The organism is Roseibium sp. TrichSKD4, from assembly GCF_000148725.1.
In the GTDB taxonomy this organism is placed as follows: Bacteria; Pseudomonadota; Alphaproteobacteria; order Rhizobiales; family Stappiaceae; genus Roseibium.
In genome coordinates, this window is the sequence record NZ_GL476300.1 from 142,813 (window position 1) to 169,112 (window position 26,300).

The window sequence follows — 26,300 nt, forward strand, 5'->3', positions numbered from 1 at the left end:
TGCGAGGCGCGCCATGTGGGGTGATGCCGGGGTTCATCCGCACGTTTCGGGCAATGGAGCAGAATTTCCAATTGTGGTCCATACCACGTCGCCGCCCTGAACGATGTAGGAATAGTCATCCATTGACGACTGCCGCATTTCGGTAAAGGCGCCAACTTCAGTCCAATAGCCAAGCTCGCAATCCAGAACAAGAGCGTCCGGATGGATGGACGGATCAGACGATAGGGAAGGTTTCTCAGCGGGAGATGACATCACGGACTTTCCGGAAAAACAGGGCGATTTCGCATAACTGGGCGTAATTGCAGCGAGCAGTGTTACAGCTTCATGACAGTCTACGGACTGGTGTTTAAAATACAGAGTTCGCGCTGAAAAACCCCTTAACTGATTGAAGAGTATGGATACCCATTGGGTTTTGGATGTGTGAATATGCCGGTTAGTTGATCCGAAGCACGCATTTTCTGGCATATTCTCATGAGACCTTCAAAACGCAACAAACGGTGTGGCGATCTGTTCAAGGAACGCCTGGCCGCAATCATCGATATGAACCATTCGTTGGTGCGGCTGTCTGGTCTGATGCCTTGGGATGAATTTGATGCGGAGTTCGGCAGGCATTATCGCCCCTTGGGACGACCGGCCAAACCAACGCGTCTGATGGCCGGGCTGCACTTTCTCAAGCACATGTACGATCTTTCCGATGAAGAGACGGTTGAGCGTTGGGTTGAAAACCCCTACTGGCAGTCTTTCTGCGGTTTTGAGTTTTTCCAGCACCAATTCCCCATTGATCCCTCAACCATGACCCGCTGGCGCAAACGGATTGGTCCTGAGGGAATGGAAAAGCTTCTTTCTGCTACGGTAGGTGTTGCGATTGAGAGCGGGACGATCAAGAAGAGCAGCCTTGAGCGGGTCTTGGTTGATACGACCGTTCAACCCAAGCCATTGCCCATCCCACCGATAGCCGTCTTTATCACAAGGCCTTGCAGCTTCTGGTGCGCCAGGCCAAGAGGGCCGGCATCATCTTGCGTCGCAGCCATACCAGAGTTGCCAAAACGCGGCCTTGATGGCGGGCCGTTATGCCATGCCAAACAGTTCAAGCGGATGCGCAGAACTCAAAAGCTGAAGACTATCTGGGCCGGGTCTATCGCGACATCTCCCGCAAGATCGCAGGCAACGAAGGTCTTGAGCACCGGTTCTCCTGTCTGCTGGGACTGGTGGAGCGGCTTCTGGCCCAGACCCCCAAGGACAAAACAAGATTTATTCCATGCATGCGCCGGAAGTGGCCTGTATTGCCAAGGGCAAGGCGCGAACACCTTACGAGTTCGGGGCCAAGGTTGGCATTGCCACGACCAATCGGGAAGGATTGGTTCTTGCGGCGAGGGCTTTTGAGGGCAATCCCTATGATGGGCACACCTTGAATGACACCATCAGTCAGGCTGAGAAAGTCTGCGGCACCAAAGCTGAGCGTGTCTATGTGGACCGTGGCTATCGGGGGCATGATTATGAGGGCGACGCCAAGGTCATGATCTCCGGCCAGAAGCGCGGGCTGACGGCACAGATGAAGCGTGAGCTGAAACGACGATCAGCGATCGAGGCCACCATCGGCCACATGAAAACAGATGGACGACTTGACCGGAACTTCCTCAATGGCAAAAATGGCGATGCCATCAACGCCCTGCTGGCCGCAGCCGGTCATAACCTGCGTCTGATCCTCAATGCACTGATCATTTTGCTGCTCTGGATCACAAACCCCATCCCCAAACCGGTCAAATCGAATATTTGCGTATTGCTTCGGCCACGCGCAACATCAATGGCTTAGACGTTGTTCAGGGCGGACTAATGAAAATTAATCCTGATAACTCGCTACAAATGCCAAGTAATCTTGTGTGGTTTTCGAGAAAATGCATTCCATTTCAGCAAATGCATTAATTTTTTTTGAAAAATAAGTTAAAAAGCGCCAAGATTTAGAAAGTTCGTTAACACTCGTTAATGGCGGACCAAATCCACAGGAAAAAACTTCCAGTGGTGAACCTTACGAAACTTGGCGCAACAGGAGGACAATTAGTTTCGGCAAAAGACACAATAATTCACCCCCATAGTGAAGTGTCTACACGCCGCGAAGAAAAACATAACAATGCAACTTGTGAAAAGGTTGCCACCTCATGTGTCCGGTTTGTGTTGAGCCGGTCTCGCAATCGCGGGAAATGAGTCAGAGCACGGCATATAAAAAATCCGCCGGCTCTTAAACGCAGCAAAAGCGGGTGTATTTGGCCGCTCCTTCCATAGGAGGCGAAAATGCATGTTCACGGTGCACGTGGAACAAATCGATGGGAAAGTGTAAAGACACAGCTGAGAGCTGAGCTTGGAGAGGATGTATTCTCCAACTGGTTCGGACGTGTCATGCTGGAAGAAGAAGGGGATAAGATTGTCCGCCTTTCAGTGCCTACACGCTTTCTGAAAAACTGGATTCAACTTCATTACAAAGACAGAATTGTCAGCCTCTGGAAGAAAGAGGGTGAGAGTATTGATCGCATCGAACTAACAGTCCGTGGCGCCATGCGGCCGCGCGCTGTTGGAACCATGGATCCGAGCAGGCAGCTGTCAGCTTCGAACCTCAATTATCGCGCGTCCAAACCAAATGTCGGGCGCCATGCGATACCTGCCCTGACCAAGGCCCTTCGCGGGGATATGGCGTCGGGAATGTCTGACCTTCCCCTGCAATTTTTGCAGGGCGCAGCGGTTAACCCGAACCAGACCTTCGACACCTTCGTGGAAGGAAATTCCAATGGTTTGGCCTTCAGTGCCGTTCGTCAGATGGCCAATGACCAATCAAGCACGCTGGACCTTCTGTTCATTCACTCCGGGATCGGGATCGGCAAATCCCACCTGCTCCATGCAGCGGCAGCAGAGGCCCGAGCCGCCGGACGCAAGGTACTTTATGTGACAGCAGAGTACTTCATGTACCATCTGGTCCCAGCCTTGCGTACGCGCTCCTTCACCATGGTCAAGCAGACCCTGGACTCTGTCGATCTTCTCTTGATCGATGACATCCAGCTGCTGCATGGCAAGCAACACCAGCAGGAATTCTGTCAAACCCTGCGCATGCTTCTGGAATCTCCTAAGCAGGTGATTGTTGCTGCGGATCGCCCACCAGAGCAGCTGGCAACGCTTGATGACACCTTGCGCAAGCGGTTTGCTGATGGAGTGGTTGCTGGAATTCAGCATCCGGACTACCTGCTGCGCAAGAACATCGTCGAAAAGCGGGTGAGCATTGCGCGACGTCACTATCCATCCTTTGATATTCCGGAAGCGGTTGTTGACCACATTGCCCGGAATGTCACCTCATCTGCTCGGGATCTGGAAGGGGCGGTCAATCGACTGATTGCGCACAATCAGCTGACCAATCAGCCGATTACGCAAGAACTGGCAGACAAGACCCTGCATGATCTGGTCAAGCCGACTGAAGTGCGCTCCGTACGGATTGAAGATATTCAGCACGTTGTTTGCAAACACTACAGCGTGACCAAGAATGATCTCCTGTCCTCCTGCCGGGCCCACACGATCGTCAAACCGCGGCAGATCGCCATGTATCTGGCCAAGGTCATGACGGGGCGCTCCTTGCCGGAAATCGGCCGACGCTTTGGTAATCGGGATCACACCACGGTTTTGCATGCGGTTCGCAAGATCGACAAGATGGTCAAGTCAGATGCCGGGCTTGCAGCAGAGATCGACCTTCTCAAACGTCTGACCCACTCCTAATACCAAACGTCAGATGAAGTGACTCATATTTGGGCTTCCGGTTTTGTTGCGAATATGATTCCAGATGGCAAACGATGGGAGTTTGCCATGGGAGCCGCGATACCGCTTCGAGATGACTTTGACGGTTGTACCCTTCGCCGGTTGGCGAGGGTGTGCCGGGACGCCAAACAGACCCGTCGCCTTTTGTCATTGGCGGTGATCTATGATGGGGGGAGCCGTTCGGACGCAGCTCATATTGGCGGAGTGACGCTCCAAATCATTCGCGATTGGGTGCTGCGTTTCAATGCTTCTGGTCCCAATGGTCTGAAGGATACGCCCAAGTCAGGTCGCCCCTCAAAACTTGACGAGCAGCAGCGTCGTGCGTTGATCGAGATTGTCGAACGAGGCCCGTATCCATCGGTGGATGCAGTGGTACGTTGGCGCTTGAAGGATCTCGCTGCGTGGATCCTGTCTGAATTTGGCATTGTCGTTGACGAGCGTACCGTATCGCGGGAGCTGAAGAATGCGGGTTATCGGCGTCTGACGGCCCGGCCGCAGCATCCGGCGCAAAACGAGTTTGCCGTCGAGGATTTTAAAAAAGCTTCCCAGCCGAACTGGCGGAAATCGGCAATCAGCTTGAAAGCGGCACCCCGATAGAGGTTTGGTTTCAGGACGAGGCGCGTGTGGGTCAAAAGACCAAGATCACAAGGCGATGGGCAAAACGCGGGACAAGGCCGCGGGCCCCCAAGGATCAGCGGACAAAGTCAGCATGGATATTTGGGGCCATCTGCCCGGAACGGGGTGTCGGTGCTGCGCTCGTCCTTCCCAAGTGCAACATCATGGCCATGCAAATGCATCTTCAGGAAATCTCGTCGCAAGTCGCTCCGGGAGCCCACGCCGTTGTCATCCTTGACCAGGCTGGCTGGCACACATCTGGCAAACTCGACATTCCCAACAACATTACCCTTCTCCCATTGCCACCGAGGTCTCCCGAATTGAACCCGGTCGAGAACCTATGGCAGTTCATCAGGGATAACTGGCTGTCAAACCGGGTCTTCAAATCCTACGAACAAATCATCGATATCTGTTGCCGCGCATGGAACAGGTTAATTGAACAACCATGGACCATCATGTCCATCGGAATGCGAGATTGGGCCCATCGGTTCTGAATTTTGACGGTTGGTATAACCCCCGCGGATCGGATATACTCGAAAAGGGCCAGCGCATTTGCTGGCCCTTTTTTCATTGATGTCATGCTCTGAGAAAACAGGCTGGCAATGACCTATTCAGAGTCGACTCCTAATGCCGATTTTTCCTCAAAAAGGAAAATTGAATAATCGGTATTTGCTTCGTTACCCCGTCAGCCAGAACTGTAATGTGGAGGCCAATTCGGAAAGGCCTTGGCGGGCTTGGCCGACACCCAAGAACACTTCATTTCAAGAGTTTGAATCGATGGCAGACATTGTCGAACTGGCTGCGCGAGCTCGCCGCCTGCGCCGCGCCCTTCCCGCTACAGTGGCCCAAAAACGCCGTGGTCCTTTGGAAGAGGATATGCTGGATGTTCTGTGTCGACTTACCCGGGAGGCTGTATCCGCCCATAACGCATCTCAACATCAAACGTTTCCACCAAAGGAAGGTTACAGCGTCACCGGGACGTATCTTCACCAAAAAATCAGCGGCACCGTGAAGAGACTGCAAAAGCTCGCCACATCCGACATCTTCCGGATTGAGGTCGACTTTGATGCGCCAGTTAATGTGTCAACTCTGCCCGGCAGTTCCGTGTTCCGAAGTAAGGTGAGCTGCCTGATTGATGAAAACGGCGTTTCGATCTCCAAAACCTCCAGCGGACGGCCGTATCTTGTTCTCAATCCACCAGCGCCCTCTACTCCATCGACCCCACCAGCTCGGCTCACGATCCAGAGAATTTAGTCTAGAGGTCAGAGCTTTCGCGCAATAACCAACTGACCTGATACGGGGTCTCCGTCTTCCAGACGAACCGTAATCTTTTGCTCCAACAGCACCTCGAAACCGGCGCTCGCCAGTCGCTCAGCAATGTAGGCCGGCGTATGGGAAAAGCGCCGCTTGTCTCCAACCTTATAGCCCTCGCCTTCAGACGCAGCTTCGGAGAGTGTTTCGGTTGAAAACGCAAATACGCCTTCATTCTCGAGCCGATCAGAGGCACCAGCCAACAAGGGATCGGCATTGCCGATATAGGGTAGGACATCGGTCGCGGTTATCAGTGACCAAGTTGGGCGGCTTTCATCGTCTTCTTCAAACTCTTCAAGAAACTCGACTGCTTCTCCGACATAAAGATCATCATAAATCTGTCGGTCGAAAGCCAGCTCGACAATCTTTTCCGATAAATCAACGCCCGTCCGGTGAGAGGTGCAATCGCTCAAGGCGACACCTGAAAGTCCCGTTCCGCAGCCCAGATCAAGCAATCTGTCGAACTGTTCGAGATTGAGTTCACGCAAGGCTTCGCGGACCAGTAGCGGCACACAATAGCCCAGCTGGTCGACCAGAATCTTGTCAAACACATCAGCATGCTGATCGAACAAGGTCGACATATAGGCATCCGGCATTTTCTGCGGTGACGGGTCCCGACCCATAGCCGCCAAACGAATGCTCACGCCCGCTGGGTCGGCGCTATCCAACTCCAACGCCCGGCGATAGGCTTTCTCTGCACCGTCAAGATCACCGGATTTTTCGAGATCAAGTCCAGCGTTATAGGCATCTGCCAACGCGTCTTCGGTTTCCTGGTTCATGCGCACTGCCTGTTTATCATATCTCTGCTGCTCTTAGGCGCTGTGCACAGCCAATGCCAGACTTTTCAATGCGGCTTTTAAAATAAATCCAGTTGGTCTGTTTTGGCTGCCTTGCGTGAGTTCCTTGAGGTGTCGGAAGTCGCAGAAGCTTCAGAGACCGCAACCTTCACCTGCAGGTCAGCATCATCGTTCGCCACCTTATTCACGCGGTCTGAAACCGGCACAGCCGTTAGATAATCACCCTCTATCGGACTCATCAGAGGCACAACGTCCTTGACCATCACATTGCCGGTATCCAACCAGTCGTCAAAATTCTCCGGCTTTATAATGACAGGCATGCGATGGTGAATTTCTGAGATCGCCGCATTGGCCTGCGTGGTTAAAAGCGCGGCAGTATCCATGTCACCGCCGTCAGGGTCCGACCATGTGTTCCACAAACCAGCTATAGCCATGATCCCGCCATCGGCTGGCGCAATCCAGAAAGGTTGCTTGCCTTCCGGAGTTCGGCGCCATTCATAAAAACCCGACGCAGGAACAAGGCATCTGTGGTGACGCATGGAGGCCCGAAACGACGGCTTGTCTGCCGCCGTTTCACTTCGCGCATTGATCAAAAGTGTAAAGCTTGAGGGATCTTTGACCCATGACGGGATCAATCCCCAGCGCATAAGCCGAAACCTGCGCTGACCGCTGTCCCTGCAAACTGTCGCGATCGGCTGTGTTGGAACAATATTGTAGCGCGCCGGAAAGTTAGGCATTTCTATGTAATCGAACAGTGCCTTCACCTCGTCAGGTGAAGCCGTGAGGCTAAACCGACCACACATCAAACACACCTCACTAATGGCATTCCAAGCTCTCCAAAGGTTTCACAACCAAAATCTTGCAATCTACTTAACAAACAAGATCAAACTCTCATATTCGAAGGCAGATAGCGTAAAAATCAGAATAGGCATTCATAAATTGCTTTGCTGTATATCCAAAACTGCAGTGACAGAATTGCGATTGCGTGTTTCTACGCAAAAGTTAGGCAATTGGAAACGAAACAACACTATACCAAACAGGATAGGCAAATTCGACAGGGGTAGCTTATGAGTGTTGACACTCCAGTTCTAGGCGACGGCCCATTGGCCGCTGATCGGCTGGAAAGTGCCAATATCAACCCGTCAACTGGGCTTGCGACCGACTATTTGAATCACTTCAACGAAGTGATGATGTTGTTGGAAATGCTTCCTGATATGCCCGATTGTGCCGAAGACGTTCTGGAGTGGAAACCGCTCAGCTATGAGCAACACTTCATGCAATCTGTTTTTGCCGAAAAACAGCTGGCCGTCATGGCCTACAACGCGGCTCCGGACGAACTTCGCTCCAAACTGGAAGACGTCGCCTCTCAGATCAATCGATGTGTGATTCTGGCGCAGGAAACCATCGAGACGTCTTTAAACCCGGCTGACGTTGCCGCCATGGTGGCAGAAAACTCCATTTCCCAGATCCGCCCGCTGATCTCGGAAGCTGCCGGTATTATCCATGGCAAGATCACGCCAGATCCGGTTGCCAAGGAAGGCGAAGCTGCACAAGCTGAAATCGACGCAATGTTCGCCTGACGCCATTTCCGTTTGGCACTCGAATCGTTACTCTCACGCAATCCCAGGCTCGCGAGAAAGCGGATTGTCATGAGTGTCTCCCGTTCCTATCCGCCCGTCCCCCTGCTCGCGGTCAGTGTTCTTGTTACAACAGGCACAAAAGCGCTTCTGATCCAACGCTCCAAACCGCCTTACCAAGGCGCCTGGAGCCTTCCAGGTGGGCTGGTAGATGTTGGTGAACCGCTCAAGCATGCCGCAGAACGAGAGCTGCAGGAAGAAACTAGTCTGGCTCTCACAATGCCAGATCAACCGGTTGAAGTGTTTGACAGCATTCAGCACGATGACGAAGGAAAGGTTCTGACCCACTACGTCCTGTGCGTTTTCCGTGCCTCCAGCTCCGAAAGAAAGGTTTGTGCTGCTGATGACGCCAAAGATGCGAAATGGATGAGCGCTGATGAACTGGACGCCCTCTACTGCACGCCGGGCACGCCGGAACGCATCCGAAGGTTTCTATAGGCTTTGCTCAAGACAGCTTAACTCGGCATATGCACCCAAATTGTGCTAATGGCTTTTCGGGTGACCGCAATAACTTGATATCACAGGGATCAGCACCATTCGCAGCCTTGTCTTAAGCCTCGGATTTGTCATTTGCCTTCTGGGATGGGGGCAAACTTCGTTTGCGCAAAGCCGCGCGATTGAAGGACCACCTTATGAAAAGGACCTCATGCGACTTTCAGAAATCCTTGGAGCGCTCCACTTCTTGCGTCCGCTTTGTGGCGGTGATGACACGCCTTCCTGGCGCACGCAAATGGAAGACCTGTTGGAATCTGAGACGGAAGACGAAAAACGCCGCCGCCGATATATTGAGCGTTTCAACCAAGGATATCGCGGATTTTCCGCTATTTATCGCGACTGCACACCTTCGGCCCGTCTCGCAATGAGACAGTATGTGGAGGAAGGTGATTCAATTATTTCCAATGTGACAAGTCGCTATAGCCGTTAATCCCCACGCACCCGACGTCAGGCCTTACCCAATAGTTAACGGTTACAATCTATTCTGTGGGTTGGTATTAAGATTGTTTTCATATTCGCTATGCGTGCGTCGTTCGCGCGGCTAAAGTTTAGCCATGAGATTCGGATGCAACTGATTTGCAATCCCGTAAGTCAATGCGTGTCTTTTACGACCGGTAAGGAAGCGAATGACAAACGATGAGTATGGTGACTTTGTCACTGAAGTAGAATACGCGGAAGATGAAGACATTCGGCGCGCTGCTCTCGGGTTTATTTCAGATGCCTGGGCTGAAGCAGTTGCCAATGGCGTTGATCCTGACGCGGTGGCCCATGCGGCAATGTTTACAGCCCTTGCCGATCTTGTCTCCACTTATGGAGAGGACGCCGTGGCAAAACTGGCTGAAGGCCTGCCTGAGCGGATCGCGCGCGGTGATTACACCGTAAACCGTGTCCTGCAGTAAAAGCTCACCGCAGCTTTTCTAGGAAGTCGGATATCTGACTTCCAATGTGTCTGTTAAACCATCCCAAACACCAGATCGACATAGATCGCGACACCGAAGCAGATCAGAATGGTACCGGCAATTCGGTTTGCTCGGTCCAGCCATGCGTCATTGATCTTGTCCTTAAAGCGCGCGACTAGCGCGGATAATCCTGCCCACCATGATGTCGCGCCGAGCGCAACACCAATAACCATTACAGCTGCACCCACATGATCGCCGTGCGCCGGTCGCCACTCTCCAAGTGCGCCCATGATGGCGACAAACCCAAAAGCGGCTCCTGGATTGGTCAGCACCATAAAGAACGCGACAGCCATATCGCCTCCAACTTTCGGAGCCGGAGTGTCTGCACCGTCCGTATCACTGATCAAATGAGGGTGCGTGGCAAACACCTTGAGACCGAAAAGGATCAAGACCAACCCGCCAACGATCCGGATCAGGTCAAATTGACTGTCCAAAAAAGTGGTAACGGCAGATACGCCAAAAACGGCGACCGAGGCGTATATGACATCTGCGAGGACTGCGCCCAGTCCGACAGTTAGCCCATTGCGAATACCTTGCTGAGCTGCATGCTGGATGGCCATGACGTTAACCGGCCCAACCGGAGCTGTGGTAAGAATTCCGATGACGAACCCTATAAGAGCGTATTCCAACAGCGTCACGCGGCCATCCTTTGTTTGAGGCACCCTGAAGAAAGGCTTCTGGATAACGGGCCTTCAGCTGGCAGGCAAGAAACTCCCCGGTTTTGGATTTGAATGTCGCACCACGGTGATGACCATGTATAACACTGCCGTTGATAGCTTGTTGCACTGGGAGTTGCGTTGATGAAATCCGTGTTATTGGCGGCACCCTTTTTGCTTGGCCTTGGTGTGGCTGTCGCTATGGCCAAACCCGCACAGCTGGACGACAAGGGCGTGAAGCCGCTTGAGGTTCCGACAACAACGATCATACCAACGCAAGAGCTATCGGAAGACGGCTCTGTTTCCCCATCCGAGACAATCGAAAACAAAAAGGCGGATGAAGAGTTCAAGGCTGCCAAACCGCTCGACACCGGCCCTGCACCCGAGGTCATGTACGACACCAGCGCTTTGCCGCGCCCGGTTGCCAGAATGCGCTCGCAATTGATGGATGCGGCGCTCAGCGGCGATGCAGAGCGTTTGCGCATGGTCTTTGAAAGCAACGAGGTTCCGCCCACGCTCTCCTTTGTTGCCATTGATAATCCCATCGACTTCATCAAGGAAAGCTCAGGAGACGGGGAAGGCCGGGAGGTGCTCGCAATCTTGGCAGATGTTCTTGATGCCGGATTCGTGCATGTGGATGTTGGCACGGCTCAAGAAATGTATGTTTGGCCGTATTTTGCCCGCTATCCGCTTCACAAACTCACTCCAGAGCAAAAAGTGGAAATGTTCCGCATTGTCACATCGGGCGACTTTGCTGAAATGGAACTGAATGGCGTTTGGCTGTTTTATCGGGTCGGGATCGGCCCGGACGGAACGCTCCACTATTTCGTTGCAGGAGAATAAGAGCACCTATCTACGTCGCAGCTCTGCATAAACAGCGTAGCCACGATAAAGCGGTGCAAATTTCAAGTCCGCTGAATGTACCTCGGCAAGAGATGACAGTTCCGACTGCAGGTCGGCACGTGGCGTGACGTGGAACCCATTCAACCACTTGAACAACAGGCCGCGAAACCAGCTGGGCAAGCGCTCCTGCTGACCAAAATCCACAATCGAAATCTTGCCTTCACCGGATAGATTAGCAAGGCCGGTTTGAAGCGCCTCTCGCCAAATCGGCATCATGGACAGGGTATAGGAGTAGAACACGCGACTGTAAGCATCTGGCCCGAAGCCAGAAACCGCAGGCGCGTTGGATGCATCACCCTGTATCAGTTTAATCCGGTTGCTATATCCGGCCTTTTCGATGTTCTTCCTCGCCGTTGCCAGCATTTGATCAGAAATATCGAGCCCGAAGAATTGCGCACTCGGGTATCTCTTGGCAGCCGCGATCAGGTTCCGCCCGGTTCCACAGCCAAGCTCCAGAACAGTGCCGCCCTCTGGCACATCCAGCTGATTGATCAGATGGTCGCGGCCTAGAAGATAATATTTGCGCGTCAGATCATAAAAATAGCGCTGGTTCTGATAGATGGCATCCATCAACCCGGCGGTGTCTGTTCCCGCAGTCATGGCTTATCCGTTGTAGACGTAAAGATGGAAGCCGCCGTAAATCGAAGACCGGTCCTTGCGACCAAGCACCAGGCTTTCGTCTTCTTCATAAGTCCACTGATCCAGTGTCTCGTCGGCCACACGCCCGGGTAACAAGGTCGGCTCTGCGGCCGTGCGGAAGATTACCCGCGCACCAGGACGCGCTGTTCGTGTGATTTCAGACCATAACGCGTTCAATTGTGCGTCTGTCATCCAGTCCTGAGCATCCAGCAGCACATAAGCATCCAGACTGTTGTCTGCTTCATGTTGCAGATGCTCTGTGAAGTTCCGATTGAGAACCCGAACCCGTCCTGCCCTCGCTCGAATAGTCTCAAAATGCTGCCGCTTCAAATAGGGCGGCAGAGGACCAGCTGGACCTGAAGTTTCTTCACGCGGTGCATATCCGCGGCTGAAGGCCTGCCAGGCAAAATAGTTGTCCTGAATAGAAAAATCGCAGGCCAGCTTTTCAAGGCGCTGTCGCAGCACGGCAGACATATCCCCATCGGCATTGGCAGAGACAAGCGCATCATACTGTGCAGGCGGAATGCCAAGACCGTAGAGAGACATCTTCTTGGACGTTGCCCAGCGCACGAGACGCTTGTCGAACAACGGTGCCAAAGCCGTATCAAAGTAGCTGCGCTGTTCCTCAAGCGTCTTGGCGCGCACCATGTGCTTGGGGTCAATGCCATACATGCGAGCGATGAAGTGACCGATGCCAATGAAATAGCCCAGCAAGCCATGGTGGTAGAGATCGCGCGAGAAAAGGGTAATTCGTTTGCGCCCCCACCCTGAGAAGCTTCGCCCTTCCCAGTAAGACCGAGTGTCCGGATCAAGTTGTTCTGCCAAAAAGCGCTCATAGGCTGCGATGTTGGCCTTTTCGTCCGCTTCGCCAAAGAACCGGTAGAATGTATCGTAGTTTGGCAGGTTTTTCGCTGCTGTCAGTTTTAGCCGGCCAAGGGCGACATGCGCCCGGTTAAGGTCAACAGCTGTGATCTGCGCCGGGTTGGCCGTGAGGTAGGACATGACATTGCAGCCGCCTGAGGCGATCGTCACCATACGGCTGTCTTCCTTCAGGCGCAGCGCCTTCATGTCCACTTCTGGATCTTCCCAGATTTGCGGGTAAACTAGCCCCTTGAAGGCAAAGGTGAAGAGGCGCTCCAGCATTCCATCGCGCGAGGTTGCGCTTGACCGGTGTACCGCGTTTTGCAAACGCGCCTTCGATGCTGTCAGAGTGCTATTCGCCATCATCCCCTCCGATTCAAAATCTTAACTTGCTAAGGAGATGCGATACGGGACTGTGACGACAGTTTGGTGACGCCCGGGCCTTTCCGGCATAGTTCGTCACATTATTCAGGCAATAAAAAAGCCCCGATTGGTTCGAGGCCTTATTGTAGTCATTAGATGAATTGCCGCGCGATCAGCGGGTGACCACCACAAAATCGGTTCCCAGCCCAGTGTTCCGGGCGTAACTGCGATCCGTTATAATCAGCGAGCTGCCGGGAGTGAGCATTTTGGACAGCCGCTCCCGAACATCTTTCGGCATGACCAGTCTGTCCAGCACCTTTTCCGGACGTCCACCGCGATCACCTTCTGCAGGCAGCGCAATCCAGTCCACAGACAGATCACCTTGCTCAAAGTCCAGAGCCGTGAAGACATGTGTTCCGATGTCCGCTTCCGGATCTTTCACAAACACCGGAGCTTGATAGATGTCCCGAAACTTGCGGCGCACCCGAATGGTCGCATTTGGCACGTTCTCATACCCGACCTCACTGTAGAGGTGGTTCAAGAATGCGGGCGTGAGCTCGTCGGAGATCGGCAGATCAGCCTCTTCCTGATAGAGGCGCATGGCAGCCCGTGTTTTGCGCCCGATGACGCCATCGACTGGGCCAGCATTGTACCCCATTTCATTCAAGAGTTTTTGAAGCGTGCGGGCGTGTTGATGCTTGCTGTCCAGCGTCACAATCATGCGCAGAGGCTTGTCAAAATGCGGGTTTTCCGGAATTTGCAGCTGCGCCGCCGCGTTGGCAGTCGAACTGTCGTCCAGAGCGCCGCGCAAGGGTTGCTGCACGCTTTCGCTTTCAGAAAGACTTGCAACCGTCGTGCGATAATCCCCCGGCTGGATCAGCCCGCGATGTCGGACTTGTGTCGGCTTGACCAATTCTTTGGTGACAACCACATGATGGCCGCGACTGGTTTGCGAATAGAGGTTCTTGGCAAATTCGCGCGGCAACCGCACACAACCTTGAGAGGCAGGATACCCCGGCAAACGCCCTTCATGCAGGGCAATGCCGGACCAGGTCAGGCGCTGCATATAGGGCATCGGCGCATTGTCATAGAGATTGGAAAAGTGGCGTTTGCGCTTTTCCAAAATGGAAAAGACGCCCGTTGGCGTTGAATGCCCCTTCTTGCCGGACGAAATTGGGGTCACCTCAACAAGATTAGCGCCGCGATAAACGCTCAGTTTTTGCTCATCGAGTGAGACGACCATATGCAGCGGATCATTCGGAGACGGAGCAACGTCGGATTTCTGCTCGGATTTGGATTTGACCTCCTCAAGCGTCGGCAAAGGTGCGGCGTGCGCAGGTGCCAAAAAGGCCAGACTGACTGCACCCAAGAGCAAAAGCTTGCCTGTTGTCTTGCGCAAAAACCGTGAAGTCAAAGAGGTTTCCGTACTCATTACAAATCACCCACCCCAAGGAACCTGAACCCAAACCGTCCATTTATCCAGAATGAAAGCTTACCCCGGACTTCTGTATTTTGGGTTATTGGACAAGGTTACCGAAACCTTTGCCAATGAGATTTTCACTAAGGTTTTATGAACCAGAGCTGAATAGCTCAAGTCACGTTGTCCGGCGCGCTGCGATTTAAAGCAAATTCAGAGAGTAACCTTGTGATAGCATCAGCTGCGCTTCGAGCATCAACACCGCAATCACGAACCAGTTGATCGAAGTGTCGTGTCAGTGCTTCGACCTGACGTTTTTCCCTGAATACGAGATAGTGCTGTCCGATGTAGACGACAGCCAATAAGGGGCCGAAAATCGTGACCGGAGCCGAATAAACGCGCTTTGGATCCCAAAAATAGAGCCGCAGCGACGGATAGAGCTTTTCGCAACGCTCAGCCATCATCTCTAGCTGCTCCATTCGTGCCTGTGCAGGTAGTTCATTCCAGTAGCCCTCACCTGTGGCCAGATCTCTGATCTGCTGAATCGAGCAGCAGATTTCGTAGTCAGACCCAGGCCGCATAAGCCAGTTTTCCCTCGCTCGCATGGCCGTAACGGCTTGTGCCGGGGTTTTGTCGAGAAACTGGGTGTACTCGTACTCCAGCACGGTGTCAGTCTTTAGGATCTCCGGAATTGTGGACGGTACATAGCGGATCTTGTAGCCCGCCGCTTCGCGATGCCATTCTTCAATCTGAATGTCCGCAAAGGTCTGGTCCGCTTCAGTTACACGAAAGGAAGATTCCAGAAGGTCAGCTGTGGTTTCGCTCCGATCGCTCAATCCAAGCAACCAATCGGAACTAACGGAAAGAGCCATAGCGCATTCTGCAGCTAGATGAGCATTTGGTAACCGTCCGTCATCTTCGGACAGAATCTGAGCAATCGTAGAACGATCCACCCCGCATTGACGAGCCAATGCGCTTTTACTGAGGCCTCGACGCTCCATCGCCTCTATCAGACGAGTACGATATAATGCCGACCTTTCCCTCTTATCCATTAACTTTCTCCCGCTTGTTTATAATTATCATCAAACGAGATTTTTTGGAGATAAATTACATTATTCCCGCGATCCAGTCGCCCGCGCTATCACCTACCCAACCTTTTAGTAAATGCGGCGTACAAAAATGGAAACTTCGAAAAGAACTTTGCTGAAATCTGTGACCTGGCAGGGGGTCGGAGTGTTCACAATGACGATACTGAGCTACCCACACACGGGGTCTGTTGTTGCAGCAATAACACTGGCTGTATCGTCTTGCTCGCTTGGCTTTGTTACATTTTTTCTTCACGAGCGCTTATGGAACCACGTCAGCTGGGGCATGACACACCCCAGCGAACGCACAAAAGCGTTGGATTGATCAATGTAGCAATTAGCTGCGCGGCAAACCGTCCTGAAACAGAACCGCCTCGCCTTGAGAAGGCATGGTTAGCTCCTCGTCCCACATGATCTGGTTGCCACGCACGATTGTTCCAACGGCCCAACCTGTGACGGTTTTGCCATCATAAGGCGTCCAACCACATTTGGAAGCAATCCAGTCATTTGTGATGGTCTTGGTCTTCTTCATGTCGACCACTGTGAAGTCAGCGTCATAACCGACGGCAATCCGTCCCTTGCGCGCTGTCTGGAACAAACGCGCCGGGCCAGCGCTGGTCATGTCGACAAAGCGGGCAAGCGACAGTTTTCCGGCATTGACGTGATCCAACATGATCGGAACAAGTGTTTGAACGCCGGTCATGCCAGAGGGCGACTTTGGATAGGGTTGTTGCTTTTCTTCCAGCAAATGCGGTGCGTGGTCAGACCCCAGAATATCCAGAATTCCTTGGTCCAGACCGTACCAGAGCCGCTCACCATGATGTGCAGCGCGAACCGGAGGGTTCATTTGAACAAGCGTGCCAAGACGCTCATAAGCTTCATCGGTCAAGGTCAGGTGATGAGGGGTCACCTCAATGGAGGCAACGTCCTTGTGATCAACCAGATAATCAACTTCTTCAGCCGTTGAAAGGTGAAGAATGTGGATCTTGGCTCCAACGTCGCGAGCAATAGAAACAAGCCGCTTGGTACACTTCAGAGCTGCTTCCTCATCACGCCAAACCGGATGGGACCGGGGATCATTTTCAACGCGAAGATCGGCACGCTCTCTCAGGCGGAATTCGTCTTCTGAGTGAAAGGCCGCACGACGGCGGGTAACAGACAGGATATCGCGCACGCCCTGATCATCTTCCACCAAGAGATCACCGGTGGACGAGCCCATGAAGACCTTGATGCCAGCAGCTGCCGGCAGGCGTTCTAACTCGGGAATATCCTTCACATTCTCGCGCGTCCCGCCAACCCAGAAGGCAAAATCGCAATGCATGCGGTGATGCGCGCGCGACACCTTGTCTGCCAGTGTTTCGGCAGTGGTCGTCAGCGGATTGGTGTTCGGCATTTCAAAAACGCTGGTCACACCACCCATAACTGCAGCGCGAGAGCCGCTTTCAAGGTCTTCCTTGTGATCAATACCCGGCTCGCGGAAATGCACCTGACTGTCGATCACACCCGGCAGAACATGCAGTCCGGTGCAGTCGATTACCTTGCCAGCCTGAGAGGCGTCGAACTGACCGAGGGCAACGATCCGGCCATCCCGTACAGCCACATCGCGTTGTCCTTCACCGTCCTGGTTGACGACCGTGCCGCCTTTGAGGATGAGATCGTAGGTTTGTGCCATTGCGTGTCTCCGCCTTCTCGTGAGGTTCTGCGCGGCTTATACGCGGGCAAGTTCGACAGGGCCAGTAAAACCGGAGGCCAAGACGCTTGCCCTGAGGTTTTTCAAGCCTTATGTGCCATGGAACCGTCCTAGTTGCAGAAATGGAAAGACCCATGCCCGGAGCCACCTTTGCACACCTGACTGAACGGAGCGTTGTTCGCGTCTCAGGCGAGGATGTTCATCACTTCCTGCAAAACCTGATTACCGCAGATATGGACAAGATTGATGCGGCGGGCAGCGGGTTTGGGGCACTGTTGACCCCGCAAGGCAAAATCCTGTTCGACTTCCTCATTTTCGCGCAAAATGGCACGTACCTGTTGGACACGCCGAGCCAAACAGGTGCTGATTTCATCAAACGCCTGACGTTTTATCGTCTTCGCGCGAAAGTCGCCATTGAAGACATCTCCGAAACTCATTCAGTGTTTGCGGTTTGGGGGGAAGCCAAGATTGACTGTGAACCCGCCGCCTGTTGGCTGGATCCGAGAGTGGCAGTGCTCGGCCAGCGCCTTTATGGCAAGGCCGACGATATTAAAGCCAGCCTTGAAAGTGCAGGCGCTACGGAGGCAGGGCACACAGCCTATGCGGCCCACCGCATTTCCCTCGGCGTTCCGGAAAGCCTGACTGATTTTGACTATTCCAGCATCTTTCCGCATGACGCTGATATGGACGCGCTCAACGGCGTATCTTTTTCCAAGGGGTGCTATGTCGGACAAGAGGTCGTCTCGCGCGTCCACCACCGGGGAACGGCCCGCAAACGCTTCATTCAGGTCACGAGCGACAATGCACTTCCTGATGCGGGAACAGACATCGTATCCGGCGACATCAGCGTGGGGCAACTGACCAGCAGCACCCAGCTGGAAGACGGAACATCAAAGGGCATTGCTCTTACCCGCCTCGACAAAGTGGTGGCCAACCGGTCTGATGAAACACCCTTTTCCTGTGGCGGTGTTGCGGTTGACCTTGCCATTCCGGATTGGGCCTCTTTTACTTGGCCCGATTCTGACACCTGACTTTCCAACATAACGCCGGACCCAATGCCGACTTCTTCGAAAGAACAAACCCCGCGCGCCTGGCAACGGATGCTCTCAGGTCGCCGTCTGGACCTTCTGGACCCATCCCCGCTGGATGTGGAGATTTCCGACATCGCCCATGGGCTCGCGCGGGTCGCTCGCTGGAACGGCCAGACAATGGGCGACAATGCCTTTTCAGTTGCCGAGCATTCATTGATCGTGGAAGACATTGCCCGGCGGTTGAAGCCTGATCTTTCTCCTGCCTGGCAATTGGCCGTCCTGCTGCATGATGCGCCGGAATATGTGATCGGAGACATGATTTCGCCCTTCAAGGCAGTGATGGGCGGAGCATACAAAGCGGTTGAAAGCCGCCTGCAAGGTGCCATTCACCTGCGCTTTGGGCTGCCTGCCGAAATCCCGCAGACGGTCAAAAAATTGGCCAAGCGGGCCGACACGATCTGTGCCTTTTTCGAAGCCGTGGAGTTGGCCGGGTTTGATGATGCGGAAGCAGGACGGATCTTTGGCCGACCACGCGGATTTCAGCCAAACCCAAATGGTGAGTTCAGGCTCGGGCTCAATCCCTTGCCGGTTCGCGAGGCGCAAGATCGTTTTCTGGCTAGGTTCGCGGAAATCGAAAAGCTGCGTGAAGCTGGGCATAAGACACGGCCTGCCAGCTGATAACGGGTGACGCGCGCTCATAGCCCGGTTACGATTCGCAAAACTCCAAATCAGCGGCTGTCGATGCTCTACGTTTGCTCTCTCTCAAAACTCTCCGAAACCGTTCACAAGACCGGCGCAACCCATCTGGTCACCTTGATCAATACGGAGATGGAGGTTCCAACCCCGGACGGGATTGAGGCCGATAAGCACTTATTTTTGGGTTTCAACGACATCGCAGCGCCTGTTGAAGGCCTGACGCCGCCAACAGAAGGACATGTTGTCGAACTGATCCGTTTTGTTGAAGCCTGGGATCAGAAAACACCCCTGATCATTCATTGCTGGGCCGGTATTAGCCGGTCGACGGCAGGAGCCTTCATCTCAACCTGTGCGTTGAACCCGCAAAAAGATGAATTTGAAATCGCGGCCCTTTTGCGTCAACAAGCCCCGTCTGCAACCCCCAATACACGGTTGGTTACACTCGCCGACAAGGTGCTCAAACGCGATGGCCGCATGATCGATGCAGTTCGGACCATCGGGCGCGGAGCAAATGCTTATGAAGGCGTGCCCTTCAATATGCCACTGGATTGATCACCCTAGAAAACGCAGGAGCTGCGGGTCACGGATATGGACAGTTCGGCAACACTACAGATCGGTTTGAATGCCGTTATCGTTTCCGTCGGACACGATATGCCGCAGATTGTTCAGGTCGCGGACCCTCAAGGCGAAGGCGCAGATAGCCTACCCTTTGGGTTGTTTGATCCCCTTCGGCACAGAACCTTTGAAATCGGCTTGCGTTCGTGGGTGGAAGAACAAACGGCGCTGCGACTGGGCTATGTCGAACAGCTCTACACCTTTGGCGACCGGGGACGGCACCGGGTCCGCGGCGATGCTGAACCGCATATCGTTTCCGTTGGGTATTTGGCTCTCAGTCGACAGACACCCGGCTCAGAAGATGTACTTGCCCAATATCATTCAAAGTGGCGGTCTTGGTACGATTATTTCCCCTGGGAAGACTGGCGCAAAGGTCGTCCGGAGATTGTCGATCGAGACATCCTGCCTGCCCTAGGAGCTTGGGCGAAAGAACCTCCTCCCGAAGGCACGCCACCCCGTGCCCTTGGCCGTGAAGAACGCATCGCTCTAGCGTTTGGCACTGCGACCGCCCCCAACTGGGACGAAGAACGCGCCCTTGAACGATACGAGCTTCTTTATGAAGCCGGACTACTATCAGAAGCCCTTCAGGACGGACGCCCCGCCGCACTGACTCGAACAGACTTGCCCACCCTCGGTCGGCCAATGAAATATGACCACCGGAGAATCCTGGCCACTGCGCTTTCACGTTTGCGGGCGAAACTGAAATACCGTCCCGTGGTTTTTGAGATGATGGCAGACACTTTCACTTTGACGGAACTTCAGCGGTGCGTAGAAGCCATTTCCGGTCATCATCTGCATAAACAAAACTTTCGACGCCTTGTTGAAAATGCGGAACTGGTTGAACCGACCGGCGCAACATCCACCGCCACAGGCGGACGTCCGGCAGCCCTGTTTCGATTTAAGCGTGCTCTGTTGAGCGAAAGACCAGCTCCAGGTTTACGAGTAGGTAGCCGGCAACCTGGTTATTCTTAACCATATCGCGTTTTTACTTTTGTCAAAATTTGCATTTTTTTGCGCTTTTCAAGCTTATTAACTAACTTTCAAGGTTAAAGAGCCACAGTTAACTCAGCAAACACCTTTTACTTGGTGTTAACCATGTTTTTTCTGCCCGAATTCGGGCTTGCGTGACGAGTTGGAGTGGCTGCGTATGTTTGGCCAAAAACAGAGCCGGAAACGGCATACCTCTTCGCCAGATTCAACCCGTCCTGCCCCGCGATCTGTTCGCTGGAAACGCATCAAGCGGACGCTGGCCTGTAGTCCGGTGGCTTTTGCACTCTTGACCACCGCGACCCAGAATCAGGACATCATTGATTTGCTGTCCTCTCAAAAGGCGGAAGCGCCGCGTTGGGCCCTTGCACTGGAGCCAGCCACCTTCACGGTATCTATCCCGGCGCGCTATCCGATGCAGGCAAATACGGCCTCTTCTCCAAAAGATGAAATGCAATTGACGGTCACATCCGCAGTTTCGGACATGAAACCAGCGAATGTTGAAGGCTTGGGCGAAATCGTCAAATCGAGCCTGCCCGTCGATCTACCTGAGAAAACGCGGGTGAACCGTTCCTCGAAAGGTGATCGCTTTATCTCCATGGCACCGGATCGCAAAATGGTCGACCGCGCTGCCGGGAACGTCTACGCCATGCGCAGCCTTCTTTCCAATGACAAGAAGAAAGAAGAGATGCCAAGGGTTGCCTTCGTCAAACCTGAGCCATTCACTCAATCTGATGAGGAAAAGGCAAATGGCGGTGCCGGCCCTCTGGACCTGCAGAAGGTCATGATGGCCCGCAATGCGGCAGCTGCAAGTTTTTCCCTGATCTCGGCCTATGCACCAGACAGTGTTCAGGACACCAAGGAACCTTTTGACGCCCTGTTTGGCGCGCCAAAATACGAGCAGGAACTGCCACCACCAGAAGACCCCGACAACCCTCATTGGTGGGCTCAGAAGCCGCTGCCTTTGTCAGCCGGGTCTGCTCGCGAACAAAAGTGCCTTGCGGAAGCGATCTATTTTGAGGCCCGTGGTGAGAGCGTCGAAGGACAGGTCGCAGTTGCTCAGGTTGTCCTCAATCGGGTGAAGAACCCGGCCTATCCTGATTCAATCTGCGGCGTGGTCTACCAGAACCAGCACAAGCGCAATCGCTGCCAGTTCTCTTATGCCTGCGATGGCATCAAGGATCGAATCAGCAGCCCAAAAGCTTGGGAACTTGCCAAGAAATTGGCCCGCGAAGTCTCAGATGGAAAACGCTTTTTGAAGATGGTCGACGCCTCGACGCACTACCACGCGACTTATGTGAACCCGCGTTGGGCGAAATCAATGGTCAAGCGTGGTCAAGTTGGCCTACATATCTTCTATAAGACGCATACTGGCGGCTGGTAATCCAGCCGCTCTGGCTTTCACTCGGCAGAGCGGAACACATTGGTCGCGATATAGGTGAGCAGCAGCACAAGATGCAGCCCTATGATTGCGGCCAAATGAATTGCCGAGAGCTGCGAAAACTCCAACAGTTCACTCAAGACATGGATCGACGAGATGATAATGATCGTCGAAACAATCCTGTGCTTCATCCTTCGATAGGCCTTCTGGCCGTGGATCATCACCTGCTCGCCGCTATGCACCTTTTTCAGTCGGAAGGTGTTGTAGGTGTTTGTGGCAACCATGATGACAAGATTGGCGATGAACACCATGTCCAGGAGGTTGAGGATCAACAGGATCGTTTTCTTGCGATCCAGGAACTCAAACGACCTGATAGCCTCATAGATATCCACGAAGAAGGTGAAGAGAAACAAGGTCATCGCGATCGATAGACCGATAAGGATCGGGATCTGAGCAAAACGCGCGAACCCCGCAGCAAGGTCTGGCCCATCGACCTCCAACCCGAACGTCGCCTCAGTCGCACTTTTTCCGTCGTGCCCGTCCGCCATGTCGCCTCTCGTGACTGTTTTGTCCTGCCGGGTCAAATTTCCCGCAAACCAAACATCACAAGTTATTCAATGGGGCATTGATTGGGCGCAAACGCCGTTCAAGGAATAGACCACTTTTAGCCACGCCGTCAGGTTGACAGCGCGCGCCAGCAGCTAAATACGCAGGTGGAAATCGGTTACAGACTATTCGGGAATTAAGCAGAACGGAGTTCTAGCTTCTTGGGTCCAGTGCCTACTTCGCGGCCAATACAGACACGGTTGCGGCCCGATTTCTTTGCCTCGTAAAGCGCTTCGTCTGCACTGCCATAGAGTTCATCAACATTGAAAGACACGCCAGATGGCTTGAAGGCAAGGCCAATACTCACAGTGAAGCGGATGGTTTTCCCCTGAAATTCAAGGGATCCAGCCTCGATACAAGCGCGGAAGCTCTCTGCGGCCCGCTTGCCGACGCTTTCTGTCGTATCATGAAGATAGATGGCGAATTCCTCGCCGCCCAATCGGCTCACAATCCCTACGTTCTGATCGAGCAGCAGTTTTGCCGATTCCACCAACGCCATGTCGCCAGCCTGGTGTCCGTAGGTATCGTTGACACTTTTGAAGTGGTCAATATCAAGAATGAGCAGGCACGCCTCACCATCTTGAGGGAGCTTCTTCACTTCCTCGAAAAAACAGCGCCGGTTGTAAAGCTTGGTCAGTGGGTCTCTTGTCGCATAGAAGCGGAGCTCCTGCTGAGCTGACAACATCTTCTGAGCAGAGCGGATTTTTGCATAAAGCTCTTCGGGAACAGTCGGCTTCCGAATGAAGTCGTCCGCGCCGCAGTCCAGCGCTTCAATCGCCTTGGACATTTCCTTGCTTGAAGACATGGCGATGATGTAGAGCGCTCGCGACCCTCCAGCCAACAGCCGAGACTGCCAGACAAGATCGAGCCCGTGCATGCCGTCAGTTTCGAAACTTGTGAGTAGAATTACCGGGCTAGTTTCGGTCTGCAAAAACTCCAACGCATCATCTGCGCTCGAAAAGTATTTCGCAGTGTAGTTGCGCTCCTTCAGAACCTTCTGAAGAATTTTTCGCCCTATAGCACTCGATTCAACTACAATAATCTTCATCTGCCGTTCACACTGCTCAGAAATCTAATTCTGCCTCAACGTAAATCGAATTAATGAACAAATGCTTCAACCACTGCGTGTTTTTTGAATAACCGTATCTAAACCAGAGGTATACGTATTGGCACGTAGCGCTTGAAAACTCACCCGTTTACCGACGAGATTTCACTGCATTTCGATATCAAGACCGAGATCTAGAATGGGAGCAGAATGGGTGATCCAGCCGGTGGAAATCAAGTCAACACCAGCCTCGGCAACCGCTCGAACAGTATCCAATTCGATGCCACCAGATGCTTCCAGCAAGACTTGCCCAGCGGCCATTTCGACAGCCTTTGCCAGTTCAGCCGGGTTCATATTGTCCAACATGACCACATCCGGTCGTTCCGGCAAAGCTTCCGCCAGTTGGTCCAGAGTGTCGACCTCAAGCTCAATCTTCACAAGATGACCGGCAAAGGCCTTTGCCGCCCGCACAGCAGGTACAACACCACCCGCCACTGCTACGTGGTTGTCTTTGATAAGGATCGCGTCATCCAGGCCAAACCGGTGGTTCATGCCCCCACCGCAGCGAACAGCGTATTTCTCGAACGCACGCAATCCCGGAGTGGTTTTGCGCGTACACACAATATGAGCTCTCGTGTGCGCAATTGCCTCAGCGAAGTGAGATGTGGCTGTCGCAATGCCGGAGAGATGGCACGCATAGTTCAGCGCAACACGTTCCGCAGACAAGATGGACCGGGCGGGGCCGGAAATCCGGGCAATTTTGGTGCCCCGCTCCAATTTGCCCCCATCTGACGCAAGCGGCTCAAACACCAGCTCAGAATCTGTTTGACGAAAAGCACTTTCTGCCAGCTCAATGCCGGCCAGCACACCGACCTTGCGAGAAACCAGAAAAGCTTCCGCTTTCGCATTTGCCGGCAGAGTTGCCTGACTGGTGATATCGCCAGCGCGCCCCCAGTCCTCCAGTAGAGCATCTCTAACTTTCTCGTCGATCATCAGACGCGGTAAACTGGGCAAATTGCCGGACATTTTCTTTCTCCGATCAGATGATCTCAGGCTGCTTCTTCTGCAGCGGACAGCGATATGGCCTCGACTTCCGCAGCCGTGGTGTAGGAGCGATACGCCAAGTCCGGGTTTTCGCGCGGATAATCTGATCGGGCATGCCCGCCTCGGCTTTCGGTCCGCTTCAAGGCGGAAGCAGCCACAATGCGTCCCGCCAGCATCATGTTCTTGATGGATTCGCGGACACAGACCTTTTCCGCTTCTGTGATATCCCTCAGCGCTTGCCTCAAGCCTTCGGCATTCCGTTCCACGCCGACATTATTTGACATGGTGGCCCGCAGCACATCAATTGCAGCGCGCTCTTCGCTGTTCCGCTGGGTCGGCAAACCCCTGGCCTCATCCATCTCCGCCCAATGCGCCGGACGGGGTGTCGGCATCAAGCCTTGAATGTCCTCGGCAACGCGGGAGGCAAAGACAACTGCTTCCAGCAAGGAGTTGGAAGCCAACCGGTTGGCACCGTGCGCACCCGTTGAGGCAACTTCACCAGCCGCCCACAAACCATCCAGCGAAGTCCGACCATTGGCGTCAGTCAGAACACCACCCATGTGGTAATGCTCTGCCGGAGCTACGGGGATAGGCTGAGTTGACGGATCAATCCCGGCTGCCTTGCAGGCGGTGAATACGGTCGGGAACAAGTCCTCGAACTTGTCACCGATTGTCTTTGTGCAATCCAGAAATGCACCGCGACCAGACGTGACTTCCGCATGAATGGCACGGGCCACAATATCGCGGGGGGCAAGTTCCACATCCGGATGTACGCCGACCATGAAGCGCTCGCCGGAGGAGTTGATCAGCGTCGCTCCATCTCCGCGCAAGGCTTCGGTTGCAAGAGGGGCTGGATCTCGACCAACGTTTAGGGCTGTTGGGTGAAACTGGACAAATTCTGCATCAGCAACGACAGCACCAGCGCGGGCGGCCATAGCCAATCCATGCCCGTTTGCCTCTCCCGGATTTGTCGTTACCGCATAAAGGTGCCCGATACCACCAGAGGCCAGAACAACAGCTTTCGCCGGAAGCGCCATTCGGCGCAATCCACCACGTTCACGTGTTAGCAATCCAGTTACATAGCGCCCCTCGGTCATGAGCTTTTCGCCCATGTATCCTTCGATAATTCGAATGGATGGAGCTTCTCTTGCAGCCTTGATCAAGGCTCCCATAATGGCCGAACCAGCCATATCCCCGCGCACACGGACAACGCGGTTTTCAGAGTGCGCCGCTTCTCTGGAAAGCTGCAGGCGGCCTTCAAGGTCCTGATCAAACGGAACGCCAAACTCCAGAAGATCGCGAACACGATCTCCGGCCTCACGGGTCATTTGCTCAACGATGGCAGGTTCACAGATACCGCAGCCAGCCACCAATGTGTCAGCTGTGTGCTTTTCGGCTGTATCATGCTCAGAAACCGCAGCGGCAATGCCGCCTTGCGCCCAAACAGAGGACGCGCCCTGGCCAATCGGAGCGTTGGAGACAACGGTCACTGGCCGCGGCGCCAGCTTGAGGGCACAGAAAAGGCCAGCCAGCCCTCCTCCAAGGATCACGACGTCGTCGACGTCCCTTCCCGTGAGAGCGGGCGCGAAGTCAGCAACCGAAATGGCCATGGCAATGTCCTGCAAGTGCAGTCGGAGTGGTGCTGCCCGGAGTGAACCGGGCAATTATTCTGGAC

27 protein-coding genes and 1 pseudogene are annotated in these 26,300 nt (G+C 53.8%); 15 read left to right on the forward strand and 13 right to left on the reverse strand.

Features of this window, described 5'->3' with window-relative positions; translation table 11 throughout:
• Window positions 1-33: 33 nt before the first annotated feature.
• Complete coding sequence (locus tag TRICHSKD4_RS28785; RefSeq protein WP_208992960.1) at window positions 34-252, reverse strand: hypothetical protein; 219 nt, start codon at window positions 250-252, stop codon at window positions 34-36.
• Window positions 253-471: 219 nt separating this feature from the next.
• On the opposite strand from TRICHSKD4_RS28785, the pseudogene TRICHSKD4_RS00665 reads away from it, so the two are divergent.
• The 4 genes and pseudogenes from TRICHSKD4_RS00665 (at window position 472) to TRICHSKD4_RS27800 (ending at window position 5,661) form a co-directional block, all read left to right on the forward strand.
• A pseudogene (locus TRICHSKD4_RS00665) lies at window positions 472-1,813 on the forward strand (IS5 family transposase).
• Window positions 1,814-2,289: 476 nt separating this feature from the next.
• Entirely contained in the window at window positions 2,290-3,753 is a 1,464-nt protein-coding gene (gene dnaA / locus TRICHSKD4_RS00670; protein ID WP_009465645.1) for a chromosomal replication initiator protein DnaA, read from the forward strand.
• A gap of 87 nt (window positions 3,754-3,840) precedes the next feature.
• Window positions 3,841-4,901, forward strand: a protein-coding gene (locus tag TRICHSKD4_RS28790) for an IS630 family transposase (RefSeq protein WP_085979595.1) whose coding sequence is annotated in 2 segments (ribosomal slippage) — window positions 3,841-4,333 and window positions 4,333-4,901 — 1,062 coding nt in all. Because the reading frame shifts where the segments join, the coding sequence is not laid out codon by codon here.
• Between the two features lie 283 nt (window positions 4,902-5,184).
• Window positions 5,185-5,661 carry a glyoxalase superfamily protein gene (locus tag TRICHSKD4_RS27800; RefSeq protein WP_139051908.1) on the forward strand — a complete coding sequence of 159 codons (477 nt, stop codon included), beginning with the start codon at window positions 5,185-5,187 and terminating at the stop codon, window positions 5,659-5,661.
• A gap of 8 nt (window positions 5,662-5,669) precedes the next feature.
• Here the strand turns inward: TRICHSKD4_RS27800 and TRICHSKD4_RS00690 are convergent, their stop codons facing one another.
• Window positions 5,670-6,497, reverse strand: coding sequence for a methyltransferase domain-containing protein (locus TRICHSKD4_RS00690; protein WP_040615812.1), 828 nt, complete (start codon window positions 6,495-6,497; stop codon window positions 5,670-5,672).
• A gap of 77 nt (window positions 6,498-6,574) precedes the next feature.
• Window positions 6,575-7,318, reverse strand: coding sequence for an SOS response-associated peptidase (locus TRICHSKD4_RS00695; RefSeq protein WP_009465650.1), 744 nt, complete (start codon window positions 7,316-7,318; stop codon window positions 6,575-6,577).
• Window positions 7,319-7,582: 264 nt separating this feature from the next.
• Here TRICHSKD4_RS00695 and TRICHSKD4_RS00700 point away from each other — a divergent pair, with 264 nt between their 5' ends.
• The 4 genes from TRICHSKD4_RS00700 to TRICHSKD4_RS00715 all read left to right on the forward strand — a co-directional run bounded on the left by TRICHSKD4_RS00700 (window position 7,583) and on the right by TRICHSKD4_RS00715 (window position 9,546).
• Window positions 7,583-8,095: a hypothetical protein gene (locus tag TRICHSKD4_RS00700; protein ID WP_040615813.1), complete on the forward strand. Its 513-nt coding sequence runs from the start codon at window positions 7,583-7,585 to the stop codon at window positions 8,093-8,095.
• Between the two features lie 69 nt (window positions 8,096-8,164).
• Window positions 8,165-8,590 (forward strand): NUDIX hydrolase, encoded by a 426-nt coding sequence (locus TRICHSKD4_RS00705; RefSeq protein ID WP_009465652.1) that lies wholly within the window; start codon window positions 8,165-8,167, stop codon window positions 8,588-8,590.
• A 178-nt stretch (window positions 8,591-8,768) separates the two neighbouring features.
• Complete coding sequence (locus tag TRICHSKD4_RS00710; protein WP_256377380.1) at window positions 8,769-9,077, forward strand: TIGR02301 family protein; 309 nt, start codon at window positions 8,769-8,771, stop codon at window positions 9,075-9,077.
• A 196-nt stretch (window positions 9,078-9,273) separates the two neighbouring features.
• Window positions 9,274-9,546, forward strand: coding sequence for a hypothetical protein (locus TRICHSKD4_RS00715; RefSeq protein ID WP_009758776.1), 273 nt, complete (start codon window positions 9,274-9,276; stop codon window positions 9,544-9,546).
• A gap of 53 nt (window positions 9,547-9,599) precedes the next feature.
• On the opposite strand, the gene TRICHSKD4_RS00720 is transcribed toward TRICHSKD4_RS00715, so the two are convergent.
• A complete protein-coding gene (locus TRICHSKD4_RS00720) occupies window positions 9,600-10,244 on the reverse strand; it encodes a LysE family translocator (protein ID WP_009758777.1) in 645 nt (214 codons plus the stop codon).
• A 162-nt stretch (window positions 10,245-10,406) separates the two neighbouring features.
• On the opposite strand from TRICHSKD4_RS00720, the gene TRICHSKD4_RS00725 reads away from it, so the two are divergent.
• Window positions 10,407-11,105, forward strand: coding sequence for a hypothetical protein (locus TRICHSKD4_RS00725; RefSeq protein ID WP_009758778.1), 699 nt, complete (start codon window positions 10,407-10,409; stop codon window positions 11,103-11,105).
• A gap of 6 nt (window positions 11,106-11,111) precedes the next feature.
• Here the strand turns inward: TRICHSKD4_RS00725 and TRICHSKD4_RS00730 are convergent, their stop codons facing one another.
• The 4 genes from TRICHSKD4_RS00730 to TRICHSKD4_RS00745 form a co-directional block, all read right to left on the reverse strand.
• On the reverse strand, window positions 11,112-11,765 hold the full coding sequence (locus TRICHSKD4_RS00730; protein WP_009758779.1) for a class I SAM-dependent methyltransferase: 654 nt from the start codon (window positions 11,763-11,765) through the stop codon (window positions 11,112-11,114).
• A 3-nt stretch (window positions 11,766-11,768) separates the two neighbouring features.
• The gene (locus TRICHSKD4_RS00735) at window positions 11,769-13,028 is read right to left on the reverse strand and encodes a DUF3419 family protein (RefSeq protein WP_009758780.1); all 1,260 of its coding nucleotides are present in this window, start codon (window positions 13,026-13,028) and stop codon (window positions 11,769-11,771) included.
• A gap of 172 nt (window positions 13,029-13,200) precedes the next feature.
• Window positions 13,201-14,460: a L,D-transpeptidase gene (locus TRICHSKD4_RS00740; RefSeq protein WP_139051909.1), complete on the reverse strand. Its 1,260-nt coding sequence runs from the start codon at window positions 14,458-14,460 to the stop codon at window positions 13,201-13,203.
• A gap of 158 nt (window positions 14,461-14,618) precedes the next feature.
• Window positions 14,619-15,497 carry a helix-turn-helix domain-containing protein gene (locus TRICHSKD4_RS00745; RefSeq protein WP_040615818.1) on the reverse strand — a complete coding sequence of 293 codons (879 nt, stop codon included), beginning with the start codon at window positions 15,495-15,497 and terminating at the stop codon, window positions 14,619-14,621.
• Window positions 15,498-15,624: 127 nt separating this feature from the next.
• Between TRICHSKD4_RS00745 and TRICHSKD4_RS32125 the strand changes: the two genes are divergently transcribed.
• Entirely contained in the window at window positions 15,625-15,855 is a 231-nt protein-coding gene (locus TRICHSKD4_RS32125; protein ID WP_168156959.1) for a DUF2061 domain-containing protein, read from the forward strand.
• 12 nt (window positions 15,856-15,867) lie between these two features.
• Here TRICHSKD4_RS32125 and TRICHSKD4_RS00750 read toward each other — a convergent pair whose 3' ends face one another.
• A complete protein-coding gene (locus TRICHSKD4_RS00750; protein WP_009758783.1) occupies window positions 15,868-17,202 on the reverse strand; it encodes a dihydroorotase in 1,335 nt (444 codons plus the stop codon).
• A 152-nt stretch (window positions 17,203-17,354) separates the two neighbouring features.
• Here TRICHSKD4_RS00750 and TRICHSKD4_RS00755 point away from each other — a divergent pair, with 152 nt between their 5' ends.
• From TRICHSKD4_RS00755 to TRICHSKD4_RS00775, 5 genes are all read left to right on the forward strand, one after another.
• Entirely contained in the window at window positions 17,355-18,251 is an 897-nt protein-coding gene (locus TRICHSKD4_RS00755; RefSeq protein WP_009758784.1) for a folate-binding protein YgfZ, read from the forward strand.
• A gap of 24 nt (window positions 18,252-18,275) precedes the next feature.
• Entirely contained in the window at window positions 18,276-18,929 is a 654-nt protein-coding gene (locus TRICHSKD4_RS00760) for a YfbR-like 5'-deoxynucleotidase (protein ID WP_009758785.1), read from the forward strand.
• Between the two features lie 63 nt (window positions 18,930-18,992).
• Entirely contained in the window at window positions 18,993-19,499 is a 507-nt protein-coding gene (locus tag TRICHSKD4_RS00765; RefSeq protein ID WP_009758786.1) for a tyrosine phosphatase family protein, read from the forward strand.
• 36 nt (window positions 19,500-19,535) lie between these two features.
• The gene (locus tag TRICHSKD4_RS00770; protein WP_009758787.1) at window positions 19,536-20,534 is read left to right on the forward strand and encodes an NAD regulator; all 999 of its coding nucleotides are present in this window, start codon (window positions 19,536-19,538) and stop codon (window positions 20,532-20,534) included.
• Between the two features lie 175 nt (window positions 20,535-20,709).
• Window positions 20,710-21,933, forward strand: a complete 1,224-nt coding sequence (locus TRICHSKD4_RS00775) for a cell wall hydrolase (protein WP_009758788.1) — start codon at window positions 20,710-20,712, stop codon at window positions 21,931-21,933.
• 17 nt (window positions 21,934-21,950) lie between these two features.
• On the opposite strand, the gene TRICHSKD4_RS00780 is transcribed toward TRICHSKD4_RS00775, so the two are convergent.
• From TRICHSKD4_RS00780 to TRICHSKD4_RS00795, 4 genes are all read right to left on the reverse strand, one after another.
• Window positions 21,951-22,478 carry a YqhA family protein gene (locus TRICHSKD4_RS00780; RefSeq protein WP_009758789.1) on the reverse strand — a complete coding sequence of 176 codons (528 nt, stop codon included), beginning with the start codon at window positions 22,476-22,478 and terminating at the stop codon, window positions 21,951-21,953.
• Between the two features lie 194 nt (window positions 22,479-22,672).
• Window positions 22,673-23,584: a diguanylate cyclase response regulator gene (locus tag TRICHSKD4_RS00785; RefSeq protein ID WP_009758790.1), complete on the reverse strand. Its 912-nt coding sequence runs from the start codon at window positions 23,582-23,584 to the stop codon at window positions 22,673-22,675.
• 162 nt (window positions 23,585-23,746) lie between these two features.
• A complete protein-coding gene (nadC, locus tag TRICHSKD4_RS00790) occupies window positions 23,747-24,607 on the reverse strand; it encodes a carboxylating nicotinate-nucleotide diphosphorylase (RefSeq protein WP_009758791.1) in 861 nt (286 codons plus the stop codon).
• Window positions 24,608-24,630: 23 nt separating this feature from the next.
• Window positions 24,631-26,235, reverse strand: coding sequence for an L-aspartate oxidase (locus tag TRICHSKD4_RS00795; protein ID WP_009758792.1), 1,605 nt, complete (start codon window positions 26,233-26,235; stop codon window positions 24,631-24,633).
• Window positions 26,236-26,300: the final 65 nt, after the last annotated feature.

Bases quoted from the DNA above. Each gene is read 5' to 3' on its own strand.
- TRICHSKD4_RS00715 (WP_009758776.1), top strand. From the start codon at position 9,274: ATGACAAACGATGAGTATGGTGACTTTGTCACTGAAGTAGAATACGCG.
- TRICHSKD4_RS00740 (WP_139051909.1), bottom strand. From the start codon at position 14,460: ATGAGTACGGAAACCTCTTTGACTTCACGGTTTTTGCGCAAGACAACA.
- TRICHSKD4_RS00770 (WP_009758787.1), top strand. From the start codon at position 19,536: ATGGACAGTTCGGCAACACTACAGATCGGTTTGAATGCCGTTATCGTT.
- TRICHSKD4_RS00765 (WP_009758786.1), top strand. From the start codon at position 18,993: ATGCTCTACGTTTGCTCTCTCTCAAAACTCTCCGAAACCGTTCACAAG.
- TRICHSKD4_RS27800 (WP_139051908.1), top strand. From the start codon at position 5,185: ATGGCAGACATTGTCGAACTGGCTGCGCGAGCTCGCCGCCTGCGCCGC.
- TRICHSKD4_RS28785 (WP_208992960.1), bottom strand. From the start codon at position 252: ATGTCATCTCCCGCTGAGAAACCTTCCCTATCGTCTGATCCGTCCATC.
- TRICHSKD4_RS00745 (WP_040615818.1), bottom strand. From the start codon at position 15,497: ATGGATAAGAGGGAAAGGTCGGCATTATATCGTACTCGTCTGATAGAG.
- TRICHSKD4_RS00785 (WP_009758790.1), bottom strand. From the start codon at position 23,584: ATGAAGATTATTGTAGTTGAATCGAGTGCTATAGGGCGAAAAATTCTT.
- dnaA (WP_009465645.1), top strand. From the start codon at position 2,290: ATGCATGTTCACGGTGCACGTGGAACAAATCGATGGGAAAGTGTAAAG.
- TRICHSKD4_RS00750 (WP_009758783.1), bottom strand. From the start codon at position 17,202: ATGGCACAAACCTACGATCTCATCCTCAAAGGCGGCACGGTCGTCAAC.
- TRICHSKD4_RS00795 (WP_009758792.1), bottom strand. From the start codon at position 26,235: ATGGCCATTTCGGTTGCTGACTTCGCGCCCGCTCTCACGGGAAGGGAC.
- TRICHSKD4_RS00760 (WP_009758785.1), top strand. From the start codon at position 18,276: ATGCCGACTTCTTCGAAAGAACAAACCCCGCGCGCCTGGCAACGGATG.
- TRICHSKD4_RS32125 (WP_168156959.1), top strand. From the start codon at position 15,625: ATGGAAACTTCGAAAAGAACTTTGCTGAAATCTGTGACCTGGCAGGGG.
- TRICHSKD4_RS00735 (WP_009758780.1), bottom strand. From the start codon at position 13,028: ATGGCGAATAGCACTCTGACAGCATCGAAGGCGCGTTTGCAAAACGCG.
- nadC (WP_009758791.1), bottom strand. From the start codon at position 24,607: ATGTCCGGCAATTTGCCCAGTTTACCGCGTCTGATGATCGACGAGAAA.
- TRICHSKD4_RS00690 (WP_040615812.1), bottom strand. From the start codon at position 6,497: ATGAACCAGGAAACCGAAGACGCGTTGGCAGATGCCTATAACGCTGGA.
- TRICHSKD4_RS00755 (WP_009758784.1), top strand. From the start codon at position 17,355: ATGCCCGGAGCCACCTTTGCACACCTGACTGAACGGAGCGTTGTTCGC.
- TRICHSKD4_RS00700 (WP_040615813.1), top strand. From the start codon at position 7,583: ATGAGTGTTGACACTCCAGTTCTAGGCGACGGCCCATTGGCCGCTGAT.
- TRICHSKD4_RS00705 (WP_009465652.1), top strand. From the start codon at position 8,165: ATGAGTGTCTCCCGTTCCTATCCGCCCGTCCCCCTGCTCGCGGTCAGT.
- TRICHSKD4_RS00695 (WP_009465650.1), bottom strand. From the start codon at position 7,318: ATGTGTGGTCGGTTTAGCCTCACGGCTTCACCTGACGAGGTGAAGGCA.
- TRICHSKD4_RS00780 (WP_009758789.1), bottom strand. From the start codon at position 22,478: ATGGCGGACGGGCACGACGGAAAAAGTGCGACTGAGGCGACGTTCGGG.
- TRICHSKD4_RS00725 (WP_009758778.1), top strand. From the start codon at position 10,407: ATGAAATCCGTGTTATTGGCGGCACCCTTTTTGCTTGGCCTTGGTGTG.
- TRICHSKD4_RS00730 (WP_009758779.1), bottom strand. From the start codon at position 11,765: ATGACTGCGGGAACAGACACCGCCGGGTTGATGGATGCCATCTATCAG.
- TRICHSKD4_RS00775 (WP_009758788.1), top strand. From the start codon at position 20,710: ATGTTTGGCCAAAAACAGAGCCGGAAACGGCATACCTCTTCGCCAGAT.